This is a genomic window from Streptomyces polygonati, from assembly GCF_042650325.1.
Classification (GTDB): domain Bacteria; phylum Actinomycetota; class Actinomycetes; order Streptomycetales; family Streptomycetaceae; genus Actinacidiphila; species Actinacidiphila polygonati.
In genome coordinates this window covers 417,170-433,702 of record NZ_JBHSBB010000005.1, presented here as the reverse complement: position 1 = coordinate 433,702, position 16,533 = coordinate 417,170, and the positions used below count along the sequence as shown (strand labels likewise).

Genomic DNA, 16,533 nt, shown 5'->3' with positions numbered 1-16,533 from the left:
TCTTCCGCAGATCCCGCATCAGCCCCAACCGCATGACCGTCATCACCAAAGCCGTCCTCACCCTGGAGAGGCAACGCTGAAAACGCTCAGTGCCTACCGCAGCAATGCCCCGACACGCTGCGAGGGGGCGCACGCCAAGAACGCCCGAATGAAGCCGTCCCCGCCATCACTTTTTTGCACTAAACGAAGTGGATCATCGATATCGCGCTTCGTATGCGTCCAGCCAGCGATATTGCTTTCCTGGAAGGATGGACGGTCAAGGGCCTATTTTGCGCATTGCGGGGTGATCAGCAGCTACCAGCAGCGCCAGGGAAATTCAGTTCTGTCCGCAAGCTGCTCACAAGTGCTTCTTCGTGTAACGGGCGATGCTGGTCGAATTTTTCATTCTCATCTCTAGTTCGCTCACGGCAGACACTTTCGTCTGCCATATGAGTGGATTTCTGCCATAGGCGTATGTCAAGCTATAGCCTTCCCTCGTTATGCAAGGAAAGGACGTCTTCCTGTTGGTCGCCCGGATATATTCTCGATGGAGCGGGATTGGTCCGGAATGGCTGACGCGGCGAGGTTGGACGTGTACTGGGCCCGCTGGTCCTCTCGGGGCGAGGCGGCCCCTGCGCTCAGCGGCGCCACGGCGGGTCAGAGTACCGGTCGGCTGTGGGTGCGCCGCGCTATATAGCCCAGAAAGTGCCGTCAGGCAAAACGTGTTTTCTGCGGATCATTGTTGTCGTCCCGTTCCGGCTGCTTGGCGGTGGATCCGAGGCGGGCGCTCTGTGATCTCGATGCAGGAAGGACGTGGGCGATGGCCGGCTCCCGGAAGGGCTGGATCGTACCTGAGCGGCACGCCGAGGGACGCCGTACGGAGGGACTGGTGACGGTGGAGGAGTTCTTGGAGCGGGTCGGGGTGTCCCGCCGGACGTTCAACCGGTGGCGCGAGTTGGGCACCGCGCCGCTGGCCATCAAGCTGCCGAAGGGGCAGTTGCGCATGCGCCAGGGCGATGTCGAGTCCTGGCTGAGTGATCATGAGGAGGCTGCTGCTTGAAAACTACGGATGTGCGGGTCTTTGGCATCCGGCACGACGAACGGCGTAAGAAGCCGTCCTTCCAGGTGCGCTGGAAGGTGGCAGGCAAGGAGTTCTTACACACCGCGCGCACCAAGGGGCTGGCCAAGGCGCACCAGGGGAAGCTGCGTCAGGCCATGCGGGACGGTGAGGAATTCGACACCGCTACTGGACTTCCGCCGTCCATGGAGGAGAAGGCTACCGAGGTCTCGTGGTACGAGTTTGCCCTGGTGTATATGGCGCTGCGGTGGCCGCACGTCTCCCCCAACTACCGTGAGGAGATCAACGAGGGGCTCACGGACGCGACGAAGTCGCTGCTGCGGGACACGCCGGGACGCCCCAGCGACGAGGCGCTGCAGCGCGCCCTGCGTGACTGGGCGTTCGTCCTCCCCGCACCGGGGGAGCGGGATCTCCCGCCAGAGGTAGCCCGGGTGCTGCGCTGGGTGGAGAAGGCATCCCGGCCGCTGGCGGACTTGAAGGAGCCGGTGGTGGTGCGGGAGGTGCTGGACGCCTTCAAGCTAAGGCAAGACGGGAAGGCGGCTGCCGGGGCGACGGTGCGCCGCAAGCGGAAGACCTTCGTGGCCGCCCTGAACTATGCCGTGGACCGGGGGGACTTCGCGGAGAACCCTGCGGGCGCGGTGAAGTGGGAGAAGCCGAAGGCGGCTACCGAAGTCGATCCCCGGGTGGTGGCCAACCCCGCCCAGGCCGCTTCGCTCCTCACGGCCGTCTCCTACGTCGGTGGCTACCACCGGGCCCGGGGGCGACGCCTGGTGGGGCTGTTCGCCGCCATGTACTACGCCGGCCTGCGCCCGGCGGAGGCCATCGGGCTGTCCGAGGACGACTGCACCCTGCCGGGGCGGGGGTGGGGCAGCGCAACGCTGCACCGGACCCGTCCGACGGCGGGAAAGAGGTGGACCGACTCCGGTGAGGTCCATGACGACCGTGGTCTGAAGAACCGGGCGGTGGAGGACACGCGGGTGGTGCCGCTGCCGCCCCGACTGGTGGTCATCTTGAAGGAGGGCATCCGTACGCACGGCGTGGCGGAGGACGGCCGGCTGTTCTTCAACGAGCGGCGCGGCGTGCTGGACTCCTCCACCTACGACCGGGTCTGGCACGAGGCCCGGGTGTTCGCGCTCCCGTCCCGCCTGGTGCGCTCTCCGCTGGCGCACCGTCCCTACGACCTGCGGCACTCCACCCTGTCCACCTGGCTGAACGCCGGAGTCGACCCCACCGAGGTCGCCGAGCGCGCCGGCAACAGCGTCGAGGTCCTCCTCGCCCGTTACGCTAAGTGTCTTTACGGCCGGCGCGAGATCGCCAACCAGCGCATCGAGGCCCTGCTGGACGAGTACAACTAGCCTCCTCAGCACGACGCGACGCGGCCCCGGACACCCGCCCGGGGCCGCACCCCGTTCGGCGTCCACCAGCAAAACCCGGCGCCCTTTCGCGCCACAAATGCGCCACAGACTCTGGCCTGGAGGTGCCTTTAGGTGCCTCTGGTGGCCCAAACCTGCAGGCAAGCAAAAACCCTCTGATCAGACGTTCTGCCTGATCAGAGGGTTTTTTAGGCACCTGACCTGCGGTTGGTCGGAGGTGCCCCCGGCAGGATTCGAACCTGCGCACACGGCTCCCGAGGCTGGGTGGGCCGTTGCGCTGTGCGGTGTGCTGAACTGGGTGGACGCACCGGGCGGGCCCCTGGCGCAGCTTGATCATTACGTCCCTACGACGTGAACCGCCTGCCGGGCAGGGAGGTTGACCCGTATGGTCGGTTGCATGGCGTGTGGTGTCTCGGACGACGACAGGGCAGGTAGCGGGGCTGTGGCGTTCACCGCGGAGACAACCCTCGCGGTTCTGCGGGAAGCGTGCGCGGTGGCGGGGCTGGATGCGGCCGGGGCTCGGTTGCTGAGGTTCGGGTCCAATGCCGTGTATCAGTTGGCCGGCCGACCGGTCATCGTGCGGATAACGGCGGACCGGGATGCGCTGACCGAGATGGAACGCGCGGTCCGGGTGGCGCGGTGGCTGGGGGAGGAGCGGTATCCGGCGAACCGGGTGTTGCCGGGCATCGCACAGCCGCTCGTCGTCGGCGAGCGCGTCGTCACCTTCTGGGAGAGCGTCCAGGACGCCGAGGAGTACGCGACACTCCCGGAGTTGGCGGACCTGCTGAGGCGGCTGCACTGGCTGGAAGAGCCGGAGTCGCTGGGCCTTCCGTACTTCGAGCCCTTCGCGAAGGTTCGGGCCTCGCTGGAACACCTCGATGGTGCGACAGCGGCGGACGTGGCCTTCCTGCGGGAGCGGGCCGAGACACTGGAGAAGGAGTACGGCCGTCTCGACTTCGTGCTGCCCTTCGGGATGATCCACGGAGACGCCAATATCGGCAACGTGCTGCGCGACCGCACCGGACAGGCGGTCCTCATCGACCTGGACGGCTTCGCGCTCGCCCCGCGTGAGTGGGACCTGATCCTGACGGCCATCTACTACGACCGTTACGGCTGGCACTCACGCGAGCAGTACGAATCCTTCGTTCACCACTACGGCTTCGACCTGATGAACTGGCCGGGATATCCGGTCCTCGCAGACGTGCGTGAGCTGATGATGACGCTCTGGATGGGTGGCAAGGCTGCGGCGGAACCCAAGGCGGCCTCTGAGTTTGCCCGGCGCGTGGAAGCGATACGTACCGGCGGCGACCGGCGTGACTGGCGCCCCTTTTAGGGGCTGTTGGGCGGGGATGGTGTGGTCCCTGGAGGAGCCCAGTGCCGCGCGGTCAGTCTCTGGAATCCGGGGCCCACAATGCCGAGGTCGAGTCGTACGGCAGCCTGGAATTCGTCGCGGGCTCGTCGGTACTCGGTGTACGCCGTAGCCCATTCGTTGGGCCCCGCCGGTTCGAGGCCGCGGGCGTAGTCGCTGAGCTGCCAGACCGCGAATCGCCATGCGTGGGCAGCGGCCCCAGTACGCTCATTTCCAAGCAACTGGACCGTCTCGTGGGCGAGATCAAGTTCCCGGTCCGACTCGGATATCTCTCGTACTCCGGTCTCCTCGTCAACAGGCGGAGGCCCCTCCAGCAACCCTTTTGTCGTCCCCAGCGAACGTGCGGCGCCAGCTTGCCTGTGCATGGCGTTCATGAACGCGCGGTACGCCTCGAAACGCGCAAGATTCCAACGGTCGTTCCGCTCGCGCCTCGCGCGCACGCGGTCCGACAGAGCAGCCGTTCCGACGCTGAGCAGGGCGCCGAGCAGTACGCCGCCCGCAGTGAGAAGGTGAGTGGCCGCGCTCACTTGCCGCTCCGGCCTGACAGGCGTGCTGCCGCCTCCCATATGCGTTGACCCTCCGCCTGCTCAGCCAGGTCTCGCACTGACCGGCTTCCTGCATGCGCGTCGAGAGATTGTCGGAAGTCCGCCAGATACTGGACGCATCGCGCCGACCGAAGCTGCTCGCCCAAGTCGAGTGCGTCCAAGGCCACCCGGCACGCTTCCTCGATGTCGCCGGCCCGAAGGTGTGCGTCCGCCAGGACCATCGTGACGAAGAAGTCGGATCGTACGTGGTCGCCGCTCATCGCGTTGCCGGCGTGCTCGACGGCTTGGCGGGCGTTGCTCACGTCGCGGAAGCAGTGAGCCGCCTCGGCGGCGAGTTCGGCCTCGTCGAAGTAGGTGATCCACTCCGGCTCGTCACCGGAGTTGCGGCGGTCCAGGAAGCGGGCGGCTTCTGCAAGGGCCAGCTCGCACGCGCGCTTGTCGCCCGTACGGGCCAGCGCTCGGGCCTCCATCGCGTGAAACTGAGCCATCAACGTTGGCGTCGCCACCCCGGAGATACCCATCCGCGCGGCGCGCGCGAGGGTCGCGGCCTGCGTGTAGTGGCCCAGAAAAGTGGCCTGGTGGCTCATCGCGGAGAGTATGCTTCCCGCGAGTCGGCGATCGTTACCGTCCTGCGCGAAGCGGAGCGCCTGGAGGAAGTACCGTTGCGCGAGTCCGTGATGGCAGGCGTCGTACGACATCCACGCGGCGAGGAGCGTTGCCTCGGCGACGGTGGAGAAGAGGGCGCGTCCGACGCCTTCGGTGTACTGGCCGTTGAGGAGCGGCGCTACGTCGCGACTGAGGTACTGGATGACCGACTGCCGGGCGTGTTCACCGCCGAAGCGGTCGTCCAGCATTGCGAACGTGTCGCTCGTGGACTTCACCATGGCGACGTCAGCCAAGCCGACCCGGTTTCCTGATGCGCTGACCGCGGGGAGTGGGACCGGCTCCGGGGCGACGAGCCAGCGTAAGGAGGCGTCGCTCCAGGCTGGTTCGGAGGGCTCGGAGAGGAGCAGCGGCTCGTAGCCGTGAAGGTCAGCCCGCCAGAGTTGGTCGACGTTGGCAATGGCGGCATCGGGGCTGGGCGGGTAGCGCGTCTCAAGGAGTTTTGCGTCCTGCCCGGGTCCGGCGTGGTGCAGTCCCAATTCGGCGGGGGTGAGTTCGAGCGCTTCGCAGAGCAACAGGCCATAGAACTCGTCCGGCTGGCTGTGTCCATTCTCCCAACTCGCAATGCGCCGCTTCACGCTGGCGTCGGTGGGAAGCGTCTGGCCTCGGTTCTGCGCAGCCCGCCGCAGCTCGTTGACGAGTCTCAACTGCCCCCAACCCCGTTGTCTGCGAGCTGTACTGACCGGAGTGCCGCTCCCCGTGACCGTGCTCCCCACCGCGCCTCCTCGGTCCGCTCACGCTGATAGCGGTGCCATCGACTCTACGTGTTCGAAACGCTCGGTGGAGTGACAAAAGGGCGCCCGCAGCGCGGAGGAAGGGCGACGTGGGGTGACGGCACTTGCCCCTGCACGTCATCCCACGTCACCTCGCGTCATCTGCCCAGGCCAGGGGTCCACGTCCGAATCTGGAGATGGCGGCGGACAGTCCGCGGCCGGTGTGTCTCAGGTGGTGCCGCGTGCAGACGATGACCAGGCGTGGAATTGAGTGGCTGAGCCGCGCGGCGGACGATCCGGCGGTATGCCGCACCGCGTGGCTGGACGATCCGCGACAGCCGTATCTCCTCGCGGCCGGCGGGCACTTCGATGTCGTGGCCACCGACCAGACGGCAGGCATGGAGACCTTCGATCAGTTGCGGCGGCGCGGAATGCCGGTCGGCCCGGTGATGGTCGACCGGGCGGCCGACCGGATGGGCTTTTTCCTGCCAAGGGCATCGCGTGAGCGCTTCGCGCGCGCGTTGGGCAGGGAGACCGACAACCCGCCGCGCCACACCTACCTCGACACGGGCTCCTACGTCGTGGTGCCCGGACCGATGTCTCTGACCGGCGACCGCTTCGAGTGGCTGGACGCTCCGATCCGGCCGCAGCACGGCTCCCCGCTGCAAGTCGTCGCGCTGGCCGTGATGCTGACCGCTTCCTGCCAGCTCCTCGCGCGCATTGAGCAGTACGGGCAGGAGACGGCCGATGTCCGGTGACGAGCCTCCCGAGTGCGGGCCCGCGGGCGGCCCCTCGCTCGAAAGCGGGGAGTGGTACGCCGCCCGCAATGCGGCTACTTCGCTTCGAGACGTCCTGACCGCTGCGGGCATGCAGCGAGACTCCCCCTACCTCCGGGCAGACATCAACGCTTTCGGACAGGGCTTCATCGAACTCGGCCGCGTCTCTCCCGAGACCGCCGAACGCCTCGCCGGACTCATCCGCCGTGCCCTCTCCTCCGGTGCCTTGGCTCTCGAAGCCGGTGGCGGCGGTCTGGTTGCCGAACGGGCTGACGTGAGGAGGAGGGCGGGCAATGACTGACGCACGTGGTGTCTGTGCGAGTCGTGCCGAGTCTCTGACGGCGGACGTCGCCTACGTACGTGGCTGGGCGCACGCGAAGGAGGCTGCGGATCTGCTGGCCGAGGAACTGCTCGCTCTGGGCTTGGATTCGGACTTCCCCGGTCTCAAGGCGGACGTGAATGTCTTCGGCGACGGCATCGTTCACTTGGGCCCGGTCCGCCCGACGGCGGTGGAGATTCTGGCGCAGCTCATCGCGGTCGGCCTGGCGGTGGAGGCGGCGGAGGAGGAGCGGGCGAAGCTGGGGCTGCCGGGTAATCCCGCCGGCTAATGGGTCGACTTCCAGACGGCTGGCTGCTGGTGCTGTTGGCGGAGTACCGCGGTCTTGCCGCCGGGCCGGGACCGGCGCCCCAGCGCCGCAGCCCGGACCGGGCGGCGAAGCCGAGAGGTGGCCTTCGAGGAACCCAACATGGCGTCGTCACAGCGCATGTAGCCGCTCCCGGGCAAAGGCTCCGAGAGCGCCGTGAAACAGACCAGTACACCTGTCGGATGTCTTATGAGAGATCAATGAGAGGCCACAGTGTCCACACTTCGTCAGGGGCCGGTAATGGCCGTAGACGGTCACGTAGAGCTGAGCCGCGACGACTTCGCGGACTTCGTGTCAAAGTACGCACCGACCGGCGCGCTCGACTCGGACGTCTACTTGGAGCCTCTGCTTGCCGGATGGCTGTTCGCGGGTCTGGGGATCGAATCTACTGCGGCGCAGTACGACCACTTCCTGCAAGCGGTGGTGTCGATCACCGACGCGATCTTGAAAGGCTCCCTGAGCCTGAACTACCGCGGCGCTGAGCTTGAGCCTCACGAGCGACGCATGATCGGCCTCCAGGACCCCACCTTGGGCGCCAATGTCCTCAGCCGGATGGGATACGATCAGATTGTCCACCAGACGCTGGAAGGTCGCCGCTCGGAAGAGCTGCGGGCCCTTCTCAACGACGCTCAGGTCAAACAGCCTTGACCTCCGCTAGATCGCACTTGACCTCCAGTTCGTCGGTTCAAGAGTTTCCACTGGTCAGAGTCCCAGGCCCTGCGCTCAGCTCTGGAATTCAGGTCACCAGGACAAGCGCCGGCCGAACAACTAGAAGACTCCGTCCGCACCGACGCCACCGCACTTCTTGCATTGCCCGTTGTTGTCCACGTCAAATGCGTACGGAAGACAGCAATTCCAGCACGGTTCGAGGTGATCGAATTTCGCACCACACTCAAAACAAAGGTGGGCCACTTCCCTATTCGATGCCATACGGACCGGTGAAACGAGAGCATCTGCCGAGCAGTCCGGGCACTGGTTAACCAATGGCGTGCCGTCGTCGTGAAAATTCTGGCCTATATCCAGCCGCAGCACAGTTTCAACGTAGGTGAATGCCACCTCTTCTCCGTTGGGCCAGACAACCAGGCAGAATTGACATGTGAGATCACCACCAACTACGAGTGCATCTTGGCCACACTGCGGACACGTCACAACATCGTCTGCGAGCCGAATGAGCCCCTCGCGCAGATGCTCGCTTCGCGCCGCAATGAAATGATTAATGTGGGCTAGTCCATCACCAACCAGGCCGATTTGCCTATTCAGTACCTTCGAGTCCGCTGGTGACAACGAAGGGCGAAGTTGGCCTTTCACGAACTCCAGAAGAAAATCAAGGATGTTAGCGGCGAGCTTCTCCACCGCTGGCGTTTTTGCTGCAAGGCCATAATGTTGAAGCGCATTCCGCCATCTAACTAGTTGTCTCAAGTCACTTTCGATCCCACTATTCGCCGTGGGATCAACGCCAGTTATGTCCCGCAGGCGCTTCAAGGCCGCCGATGTTCCGCAACTGCGAAAATTACCCTCTTCGAATCTCTCTCGACTGGCATTTTCAGGTTTGTCGAATACTAGAGTCCAATCTTCCTGCACCAGCCGAGCTTTAAGCAGTACTTCTACGGCAGCTTGAAGATGCAGCACCGCGTACTTCAGATCGCGCGGAGAGGGATCTCCCGCCAAGTGGTCACTCACGCTGAGCAGATAATCCATGCCATTCTCGATTGGTTGAAACGTGAGTTCGCTAGGGCGTTCGCCTGCGCTCCCTTCGCCGACGCTACTCCATGGCACTGTCCCATGTCGTTCTCCCCAAGTAGGTGCCTGACGGCGTGCTCTTGGCAATCCCCGCAGCGGCGAGTTGCCACGCAAATTTCGATTCATGGATCCTCTGTGTCTACTTTTCAAGCATCGCTTGCATCCGGGGAAGAGTCTTTAACGGCGTCGCTTTGCTTTCGTTTGCTGCGTCGATTCCTAAAGGCTTCAAACTGTGCTGAAAGAACGTACAGATAATCGAGTAGTGCCTCAGCAAGCGCAAGGCCATCGGCAGCGTCTTCGCGGGTTACAGCAGTACCGGTAAAGTGTGCTCCCTGATTGCCAAGAACGCGCAGTTCTTGCGCCCATTCAAATAGGCGACCGTCGATCTTTCCGTCATTTTTAAGTTGCTCAAGCATTCTGAACAAGGGCTGCGGCTTACCGTTAGCGTTAGCCATTCCCTGGTTTATGCAAACGCCTTCGAGGGTGCGACGCACCATTACTGCCGTGGCGGTGTAGGCTTTCGATGAGAAACACCTGCGAGCCTCTTCGTGTTCGAGTCGCAATGAATCGGGTATCTGAAAACTCAACGGTCGGTGCTGCTGAGGCCAGACCACGACCGGTTCGCCGTCCCACCCGTAGCCGTAGTCTTCCTCAAGCACGAGGAACGGGCTGCGACACGTCGCACAGCGTGCTAGCTCTGCCAGGAACGGGGGTTCAAGTTCGTTTTGTCCGTCCGCTTCGCTGAGGACTTCAGCCAACGTCGGCTTCTCGCAGTGCGGGCACACCAAGGGAAAAGCGGATCCAACTCGGGTGAAATTACTCATAACATCGCAGTTTAGCTGCGCCCGGGTCGCGGAGTCACCGTTTCCCAAGCATTGGTTGGGCAAGGCCCGACTCTCCACCTCCGCTTTCCATCCCGTCTGCCGTCGGCCCGCACCTACGTGGAGCGGGCGTGGTTCAGGGCGTCAAGGTGGAGCGCGCCACTGTACGAACGACCTTGACGCCCTGGGCCGCGACTGCTCGCCTTGCCCGGGTCGATGGCAGGTGGGATGGGAGTCCCCTCGCTCGCCACGACGATCACGCGGTCGCCGGCCGGGCTTGGTCCATCCCGGATGCGGAGCGCCCCCGCCGGAGGCATCGTCGTGACTCCTGCTGTGGGCTGGCGTGGTTCTCCCTCATGCCCCTTCGGCCCACCCTTGCGGGCGCGCGCGGCGTCGGCCGGGCGGGGCGGAGACAGGAGCGACGGCCGGCCGGGAGCCGGACGTGCGCCCGGCGGAGCGGAGCGCAGCCGGGGGCCTTGAAGACGTAGAGAAAGTTTGAGCCAAGGGCCCAGCACGTCAGAGGGAGTAAGCGAGTTCGAGGTCGTCGCCGGGGAGTTGGAACTCCTCCAGGGCGAGGGGCTTGTCGTGCTCGTTGAGGGTGACGCGGAGGATGAGCAGGATGGGTACGCCGTCGGGGAGGCGGAGGGCCTGGGCCTGGTCGGGGAGGGGCATTCGGGGGCGGAGGTACTCCGTGAAATGGAGTTCGTGGCCCAGGTCGGCGAGCGCTGCGTAGAGCTGCGGGGCCTGCGGGGGCGCTTCTTCTTCGTACTTGGTGCTGACGAGGATGGAGAACGGCACGTAGGTGCGGTGGAGTTGGCGGAGGCCCGGCTCGGCGGTCTGCAAGGCGTCGTAGGTGTAGAGCGGTTCGCCGGGCGGGACTCGGAGGAGGTCGGCCAGGGCGAGCGGGGCGTCGGTGCGGACGGCGATCGGCTCTTCCGCCTCGGTCCACTTGATGCCATCGGCCTCGGTGAAGCTGCCGTTCTTGCCTCGTCGGATTCCGCGGGGGCGGGTCACGTTGGGGCGGCTGTGCGGTGAGCGGGCGAACGTACCGCGGCCCATGATGGCCTCCACCAGGCCGGAAGCGCGTAGCTCCGTGAGTCCCTGGCGGACCGTGGGGCGCGTCACGCCGAACTGCTTCGCCAGCGCTTCCTCTGAGGGAAGCGGCTGGCCGGCCGGGAACGTGCCGTCCAGGATGCCGCGCCGCAGGTAGTCGGCGATCTGCCGGTACTTGGGCTGCGTGTTCTCGGCTGGCATCTGGCCTCCACTGATGGCCTTACGGCTCTCGTTCTTCCATCCGCGGCTGGATGCTTCCATCCGCAGATGGAAGAAGCGTCCCCCATCCCAAGCCACTTGACAACCCGTACTACGGGTCGCACTCTGGGATCTGCACCCGTACTACGGATTGTAAACCAAATCGGAGGATCGCCTCCGACCGGTCACCCCAGAGGAGTTCAGAACTGTGGCAACCCTTCCGATCGACACCGCCAAGTACACGGCGATCATCTGCGCGGTCCCCCCGGCCCCGCGCGTCGCCAACCGCGAGACCGGTCAGCTCCGCGTGGACCGTGACACCGGCCGGACCGTGTTTCAGGTCGGCCTGTGCCTCATGTCCATCGGATCGGCCGATGTGGTGAACGTGAGCGTGCCCGGGGAGCCGAGCGGCGTGCAGCTCGGGATGCCGGTGCAGGTGCGGGACCTCGTGGCCACCCCGTGGGAGAACGAGGGACGGCACGGCATCGCCTTCCGGGCCTCGGAGATCCGGCCGCTCGCCGCCCCTCCCTCGTCCGGCGCGGCGAGCAAGGGGGCCGGCCAGTGAATCGCTTAGCCGAGTCCTCGGCCGGGCACGTCTGGTTGGCGCTGATCCTGACGCCGACCCTTGCCCTGGTGGCGGCCCTGATCATCATCGGCCCCGCTCTCCGGCGTTGGTTCCCCGTCGCGTGGTGGCTGGTCATCGGATTTCCGGTGGCGTGCATACGGGTTGGCCGGACGTGGCGACCGCTGATGGCCGGATGCGGGCTCGCGGTGAGCCGTAAGGCCGCGCTCACGGTCGTGTCGGGTCTCGTGGGCAACGGGGCGCCTCCGCCTCAGCCGCGCGTACCCCGTCGCGGACCGATACGACCGACGGCAGGCGGCTTCTGGTTCGTCGTACGGCTGCTGCCCGGTCAAGTGCCGCAGGACTTCGCCAAGGCGGCACCCGCGATGGCCGAGACGTGGCAGGTGCACGCGGTGCGGGTGACGCCCCGGAATCCCGGATACGTACGGGTCGTCGCCTCGTCGGCGGACCCGCTGGCCGCGCCGCGCATACCGTCGCAGCGGGGGAGCGGACACCTGCTCAGCGTCGCGGTGGGCGTACTGGAGACCGGCGCCCAATGGGTAATGGACCTGCGGCAGATACCGCACTGGCTCATCGTCGGTGCGACCCGATCCGGCAAGTCGACCCTGATCAACGCGCTGGTCGCCAGTCTCGCACCTCAGCCGGTCGCCCTGGTCGGGATCGACTGCAAGGGCGGTATGGAACTCTCCCTTTACGGGCCCCGGCTCTCGGCGCTTGCCACCAACCGCGCACAGGCGGCCTGGCTGTTGTCGGCGCTGGTGGATCTCACAACGGACCGTATGGCGATCTGTCGCACCGCCCGGGTCCGCAACGTCTGGGGTCTGCCGGATGATCAACGGCCCGTGCCGGTCGTCGTGATCGTGGATGAGCTGGCGGAGCTGTTCCTCATTGCCAACCGCAGCGAGAAGGACGAGGCTCACGCGGCTGGCACGGCGCTCATCCGGCTGGCTCAACTCGGGGCGGCGCTTGGGGTGTTTCTCGTCGTGGCTGGCCAGCGAGTTGGCTCGGACCTCGGGCCCGGGGTCACCGCGCTACGGGCCCAACTCGGCGGCCGGGTCTGCCATCGGGTCGCCGACCCCGGCACAGCGGAGATGGCTCTCGGGGATCTCAACCCGGATGCCCTCAAGGCCGCTCAGGCGATCCGTCCCGACCAGGCCGGCACCGCCGTGCTCGCATCCGGCGACGGCTGGGAACGTGCCCGCTCGCACCTGGTCTCGGAGGCTGAGGCCGAAGCGACCGCGGCTCAGTACGCCCACCTGACCCCAGATCTTCCCGAACTGCGCGACCCGGCGGCCGCCTTCGAGCCGGCCACGTACGGCGCGGCAGCAACGGCCGTCATCGAACGACTCGACCGCGACGACATCGCCTGAAGGGAGCAGCCGTGCTGGTGTCCATGTCGGCCGTCGTGCTGCTCGGCCTCCTGATTTGGTTCCTGCTGCGCATCCGCTACCTGCGCTGGCCCGACGTCCTGCTCAGCGGAGTCTTCGGCTTTCTGCTGGCCGCGACCGGAGCAGCACCCGTCATCCGCACCGCGCTCGTCGGCCTGAGTGCCTTCCTCGGCCAACTGAGCTTCTGACCAACTCTCCCCGCACGACGAAGGGGACAGCCATGCCCAGATCCGCCCGCGCGCTCGTACGCGCAAAAGGCTCCCGGCGGGGCGCGAAGTCGCCAAACCCGACCCCGCCAGGAACCCACCCCATCCGCCACGTAAGCAGTGAAAGGAGCACTCACACTGTGTCCACCCCCAACCGACCGCGCAAATCGCGCCTGCCTGAATGCGAGTTACGCGAACCGGAACGTCCCACCTGCGACGGCCGGGAACAGGTTGTCCTCGTCGGCCTGGACGGCTTCGAGCGCTGGCTGTGCCCGGTGCACGCCGCCGCGCTCTGGCTGACCGATCCCACGCTGAGGTTCAGCGCCAAGACCCCGACCGGAGCCATCACGGCGGTCATGTGGCAGGCGTTCGGCGGTGGTCGGCGATGAACGCGACGCCGAAGGATGTGGCCGCGCTGCTCGCCAGGGCCGCCGAGCCGGAGTTCTCCGCCTGGCGCCGCAACATCGTCCGTCTGAACGGCTGCACCAACCCCGTACACCTCGTCGGGGCCTCCGCCTTCGTTGATACCGGGAGCGGGGAGGTGCTGTGGTCGTACGGCTCGTCGGCCTACGGCGGCAGGCTGCTGGTCGCCTGCGGGAATCGCCGGGCGAGCGTCTGCCCGACCTGCGCCGGGGTCTACCGGGCCGATACCTATCAGCTCATCCGCGCCGGGCTCGTCGGCGGCAAGTCCACCCCGACGGAGGTCGGCGGGCACCCTCGGGTCTTCGCCACGCTCACCGCTCCGGGGTTCGGGGCGGTGCACACCCGGCGGGAGCGCGAGGGTCGGGTACGGGTCTGCCGGCCGCGTCGGGCGGGGGAGCGCTGCCCGCACGGGGTGCCGGTCGGCTGCCGGGAGCGCCATTCGGCGGACGACTCCCGGCTCGGCGAGCCGCTGTGCCCGCGCTGCTACGACTACGCGGGGGCGGTGCTGTGGCAGGCGCACGCCGGTCGGCTTTGGCACCGGTTCGCGCTTGAACTGCGGCGGGAGCTGGCTCGGCTGGCGGGCCTGTCGCGTGCGGAGTTGGCGGACGCGGTCCGGCTGTCGTACGCGAAGGTCGCGGAGTACCAGCGGCGGGGCCTGGTCCATTTCCATGCGGTGATCCGACTCGACGGGCCGGAGGGTCCGCAGTCGGCTCCGCCCGGGTGGGCGACGACCGAACTGCTTGGGGATGCCGTACGGGAGTCGGTCGGGCGGGTCCGGTTGGCCGCTCCGGGGGCGGCGGTCGTCGGGCGGCGGGTGCTGCGGTTCGGTACGCAGGTGGATGTGCGGCCGATCGCCGAATTCGGTACCGGGGATCTGACGTCGGCGGCGGTGGCCGGGTACATCGCCAAGTACGCCACGAAGGGTGCGGAGGTCGCGGGGGCGGTCGATGGGCGTATCCGGCATGCCCGAGAGCTGGTGGTGCTGCCGGTACGGCGTCATGTGCTGCGGATGATGGGGACGTGCTGGTGGCTCGGCGGCCTGGCTGACTTCGAACCGCTCGGGCTGCGGCGCTGGGCTCACATGCTCGGCTACGGCGGGCATTTCTCGACCAAGTCGCGCCGCTACTCCACCACGCTCACCGCGCTCCGTGAGGCCCGTACCGAGCACCGTGCGGAGGAGCAGCGGGCCGCGCTCGGGCTCGGCGGGCGGACGGTGGTTGCGGCTGGGCAGTGGCGTTACGCCGGTCGTGGCTATTCGCCGGCGGCGGCGCTCATCGCGGCTTCGGTGCGCGAAGGCGGTGAGCGGCATGGCGCGTGAGCGCGCGACTGGATTGCTGACCGTGCGGGAGGTCTTGGACGAGCTGGGCGGGATCTCCCGACGAACCTTCTACCGCTGGCGGGAGTTGGGGCTCGCACCGGACTGCATCCGGCTGCCCAATGGGGAGTTGCGGGTCCGGCGGGCCGTGCTGAACGCCTGGTTGGACGAGCGGGCAGAGGGGGCGGCGTGAAGTCGTACAAAGTCTCCGTCTGGAAGCTGAGCGTCAACCAGTCGGCCAAGAAGCCGACGTACCTCGTCCGCTGGTCGGTGGACAAGGCGCCTTTCCACGAGGTCTACAAGACAAAGGCCCTGGCAGATCGCTTCCGGGCACAACTGCTGCGGGCGGTCGAGAAGGGGGAGCCGTTCGACACGGTGTCGGGGCTACCGGACTCGCTTCGTGGCGGCAAGGCAGCGTTGTCGTTCCTTGACCTCGCGGTGAAGTACCTCGATCACCGGTGGGCGGAGGCGTCGGCCAAGCAGCGCGACAGCATGACCGATGCTCTGGCCGGAGTCGTGCCGGTGCTGGTCAAGCCGGGGCGGGGCCGGCCTACGCCCGAGGTGCTGCGGCGTGTGCTGCGCTCGTACCTCTTGCCTCCGCCGCGCCGTGAGCGTGAACGGCCGCCGGAGATCGTGGCTGCGCTCGTGTGGATCGAGAAGGCGTCTCTGCCCGTTGCGGAGCTGCTGGAGATTGCCCGGGTGCATGAGCTGATCGACGCGCTGGGCCGAAAGCTGGACGGCAAGCCGGCGGCAACCCAGACATACCGGCGGCGCCGGGCGGTGGTCTTCAACGCGCTCGAATACGCGGTGGAGCTGGAGGCGCTGCCGTCCAATCCGCTCAGCCGGGTGCGGCGAAAGCGTGGGAAGCGGGCGGTGCAGGAGGTTGACCGGCGGGTGGTGGTCAATCCTCGGCAGGCGCGGGAGTTGCTGACCGTCTTGACGTACGTGGGTGCTTACGACCGGGCGAGTGGTCGGCGGCTGCGGGCGTTCTTCGGCTGCCTGTATTACGCGGCCGTGCGGCCCGGGGAAGCGCTGGGCCTGCGGTGGTCGGACTGCACGCTTCCGGAGCACGGTTGGGGCCGTATCGAACTGACCGAGACGCGGCCTTCTGCGGGGAAGACCTGGACGGACTCCGGTGAGGCCCATGACCGGCGGGGCCTGAAGCAGCGGGCGGAAGGAGAGGTTCGGATCGTGCCGATCCCCCCGCCTCTCGTCCGGCTGCTCCTGGAGCACATCGAGGAGTTCGGTACTGCCGAGGACGGGCGGCTGTTCCAGAGCGAGTACGGAAATGTGGTGGCCGCCTCGTCGTACTCGCGAGTGTGGAAGCAGGCGCGCGAACTGGCTCTCCTTCCCGGCCAGGTCACGTCAGTCATGGCCGCTCGGCCGTACGACCTGCGGCACGCGGGCGTCTCCCAATGGCTCAACTCCGGCGTCCCCGCACCGGAAGTTGCCGCCCGCGCAGGCCACTCGGTGGACGTGCTGCTCAAGATTTACGCCAAGTGCATCGACGGCCAGGAAACGGAGATGAACGACAGGATCATGAAGGGACTCGCCGAGAAGTAAGAAGTGTCCAGTGGGTCTTTGACGGGAGTCCCGGAGAAATCTGGGACTCCCGTCGTGTCACTGACAGTGGTCATTGCTGTCAGGCAGTTGCCGTCTGTGTGGC

At 66.6% G+C, this 16,533-nt stretch carries 18 protein-coding genes and 1 pseudogene; 15 read left to right on the top strand and 4 right to left on the bottom strand.

What is annotated here, in order from left to right; genetic code table 11:
* The 4 genes and pseudogenes from ACFO3J_RS05405 to ACFO3J_RS05390 form a co-directional block, all read left to right on the top strand.
* A pseudogene (locus ACFO3J_RS05405) lies at positions 1 to 80 on the top strand (IS5/IS1182 family transposase); the annotation flags it as partial.
* A 719-nt stretch (positions 81 to 799) separates the two neighbouring features.
* Complete coding sequence (locus ACFO3J_RS05400; RefSeq protein ID WP_386426585.1) at positions 800 to 1,039, top strand: helix-turn-helix transcriptional regulator; 240 nt, start codon at positions 800 to 802, stop codon at positions 1,037 to 1,039.
* Positions 1,036 to 2,412 (top strand): tyrosine-type recombinase/integrase, encoded by a 1,377-nt coding sequence (locus tag ACFO3J_RS05395; protein WP_386426583.1) that lies wholly within the window; start codon positions 1,036 to 1,038, stop codon positions 2,410 to 2,412. The genes ACFO3J_RS05400 and ACFO3J_RS05395 overlap by 4 nt, the downstream gene beginning before the upstream one ends.
* A gap of 415 nt (positions 2,413 to 2,827) precedes the next feature.
* A complete protein-coding gene (locus ACFO3J_RS05390; protein WP_386426582.1) occupies positions 2,828 to 3,763 on the top strand; it encodes a phosphotransferase family protein in 936 nt (311 codons plus the stop codon).
* 559 nt (positions 3,764 to 4,322) lie between these two features.
* Here ACFO3J_RS05390 and ACFO3J_RS05385 read toward each other — a convergent pair.
* Entirely contained in the window at positions 4,323 to 5,585 is a 1,263-nt protein-coding gene (locus ACFO3J_RS05385) for a hypothetical protein (protein WP_386426620.1), read from the bottom strand.
* Positions 5,586 to 5,971: 386 nt separating this feature from the next.
* On the opposite strand from ACFO3J_RS05385, the gene ACFO3J_RS05380 reads away from it, so the two are divergent.
* The 4 genes from ACFO3J_RS05380 (at position 5,972) to ACFO3J_RS05365 (ending at position 7,788) form a co-directional block, all read left to right on the top strand.
* The gene (locus ACFO3J_RS05380) at positions 5,972 to 6,478 is read left to right on the top strand and encodes a bifunctional DNA primase/polymerase (RefSeq protein ID WP_386426618.1); all 507 of its coding nucleotides are present in this window, start codon (positions 5,972 to 5,974) and stop codon (positions 6,476 to 6,478) included.
* Positions 6,468 to 6,797 (top strand): hypothetical protein, encoded by a 330-nt coding sequence (locus ACFO3J_RS05375; protein ID WP_386426581.1) that lies wholly within the window; start codon positions 6,468 to 6,470, stop codon positions 6,795 to 6,797. Before ACFO3J_RS05380 ends, ACFO3J_RS05375 begins: the two co-directional genes overlap by 11 nt.
* Positions 6,790 to 7,104, top strand: a complete 315-nt coding sequence (locus ACFO3J_RS05370; RefSeq protein ID WP_386426579.1) for a hypothetical protein — start codon at positions 6,790 to 6,792, stop codon at positions 7,102 to 7,104. The genes ACFO3J_RS05375 and ACFO3J_RS05370 overlap by 8 nt, the downstream gene beginning before the upstream one ends.
* 249 nt (positions 7,105 to 7,353) lie before the next feature.
* Positions 7,354 to 7,788 carry a hypothetical protein gene (locus ACFO3J_RS05365; protein WP_386426577.1) on the top strand — a complete coding sequence of 145 codons (435 nt, stop codon included), beginning with the start codon at positions 7,354 to 7,356 and terminating at the stop codon, positions 7,786 to 7,788.
* Positions 7,789 to 7,908: 120 nt separating this feature from the next.
* Here the strand turns inward: ACFO3J_RS05365 and ACFO3J_RS05360 are convergent, their stop codons facing one another.
* From ACFO3J_RS05360 to ACFO3J_RS05350, 3 genes are all read right to left on the bottom strand, one after another.
* The gene (locus ACFO3J_RS05360; protein ID WP_386426576.1) at positions 7,909 to 8,838 is read right to left on the bottom strand and encodes a hypothetical protein; all 930 of its coding nucleotides are present in this window, start codon (positions 8,836 to 8,838) and stop codon (positions 7,909 to 7,911) included.
* 188 nt (positions 8,839 to 9,026) lie between these two features.
* Positions 9,027 to 9,704, bottom strand: coding sequence for a DUF4145 domain-containing protein (locus ACFO3J_RS05355; RefSeq protein WP_386426574.1), 678 nt, complete (start codon positions 9,702 to 9,704; stop codon positions 9,027 to 9,029).
* 513 nt (positions 9,705 to 10,217) lie between these two features.
* Positions 10,218 to 10,955 carry a GntR family transcriptional regulator gene (locus tag ACFO3J_RS05350; RefSeq protein ID WP_386426572.1) on the bottom strand — a complete coding sequence of 246 codons (738 nt, stop codon included), beginning with the start codon at positions 10,953 to 10,955 and terminating at the stop codon, positions 10,218 to 10,220.
* Between the two features lie 205 nt (positions 10,956 to 11,160).
* Between ACFO3J_RS05350 and ACFO3J_RS05345 the strand changes: the two genes are divergently transcribed.
* The 7 genes from ACFO3J_RS05345 to ACFO3J_RS05315 all read left to right on the top strand — a co-directional run bounded on the left by ACFO3J_RS05345 (position 11,161) and on the right by ACFO3J_RS05315 (position 16,430).
* Complete coding sequence (locus ACFO3J_RS05345) at positions 11,161 to 11,517, top strand: SCO3933 family regulatory protein (protein ID WP_386426571.1); 357 nt, start codon at positions 11,161 to 11,163, stop codon at positions 11,515 to 11,517.
* A gap of 206 nt (positions 11,518 to 11,723) precedes the next feature.
* On the top strand, positions 11,724 to 12,905 hold the full coding sequence (locus ACFO3J_RS05340; RefSeq protein WP_386426617.1) for an FtsK/SpoIIIE domain-containing protein: 1,182 nt from the start codon (positions 11,724 to 11,726) through the stop codon (positions 12,903 to 12,905).
* An 11-nt stretch (positions 12,906 to 12,916) separates the two neighbouring features.
* Positions 12,917 to 13,111 (top strand): hypothetical protein, encoded by a 195-nt coding sequence (locus ACFO3J_RS05335; protein ID WP_386426569.1) that lies wholly within the window; start codon positions 12,917 to 12,919, stop codon positions 13,109 to 13,111.
* Positions 13,112 to 13,269: 158 nt separating this feature from the next.
* Positions 13,270 to 13,518 carry a hypothetical protein gene (locus ACFO3J_RS05330; protein ID WP_386426567.1) on the top strand — a complete coding sequence of 83 codons (249 nt, stop codon included), beginning with the start codon at positions 13,270 to 13,272 and terminating at the stop codon, positions 13,516 to 13,518.
* Positions 13,515 to 14,870, top strand: coding sequence for a replication initiator (locus ACFO3J_RS05325; protein ID WP_386426565.1), 1,356 nt, complete (start codon positions 13,515 to 13,517; stop codon positions 14,868 to 14,870). The genes ACFO3J_RS05330 and ACFO3J_RS05325 overlap by 4 nt, the downstream gene beginning before the upstream one ends.
* On the top strand, positions 14,860 to 15,060 hold the full coding sequence (locus ACFO3J_RS05320) for a helix-turn-helix transcriptional regulator (protein WP_386426564.1): 201 nt from the start codon (positions 14,860 to 14,862) through the stop codon (positions 15,058 to 15,060). Before ACFO3J_RS05325 ends, ACFO3J_RS05320 begins: the two co-directional genes overlap by 11 nt.
* Positions 15,057 to 16,430 (top strand): tyrosine-type recombinase/integrase, encoded by a 1,374-nt coding sequence (locus tag ACFO3J_RS05315; RefSeq protein ID WP_386426562.1) that lies wholly within the window; start codon positions 15,057 to 15,059, stop codon positions 16,428 to 16,430. Before ACFO3J_RS05320 ends, ACFO3J_RS05315 begins: the two co-directional genes overlap by 4 nt.
* Positions 16,431 to 16,533 lie beyond the last annotated feature (103 nt).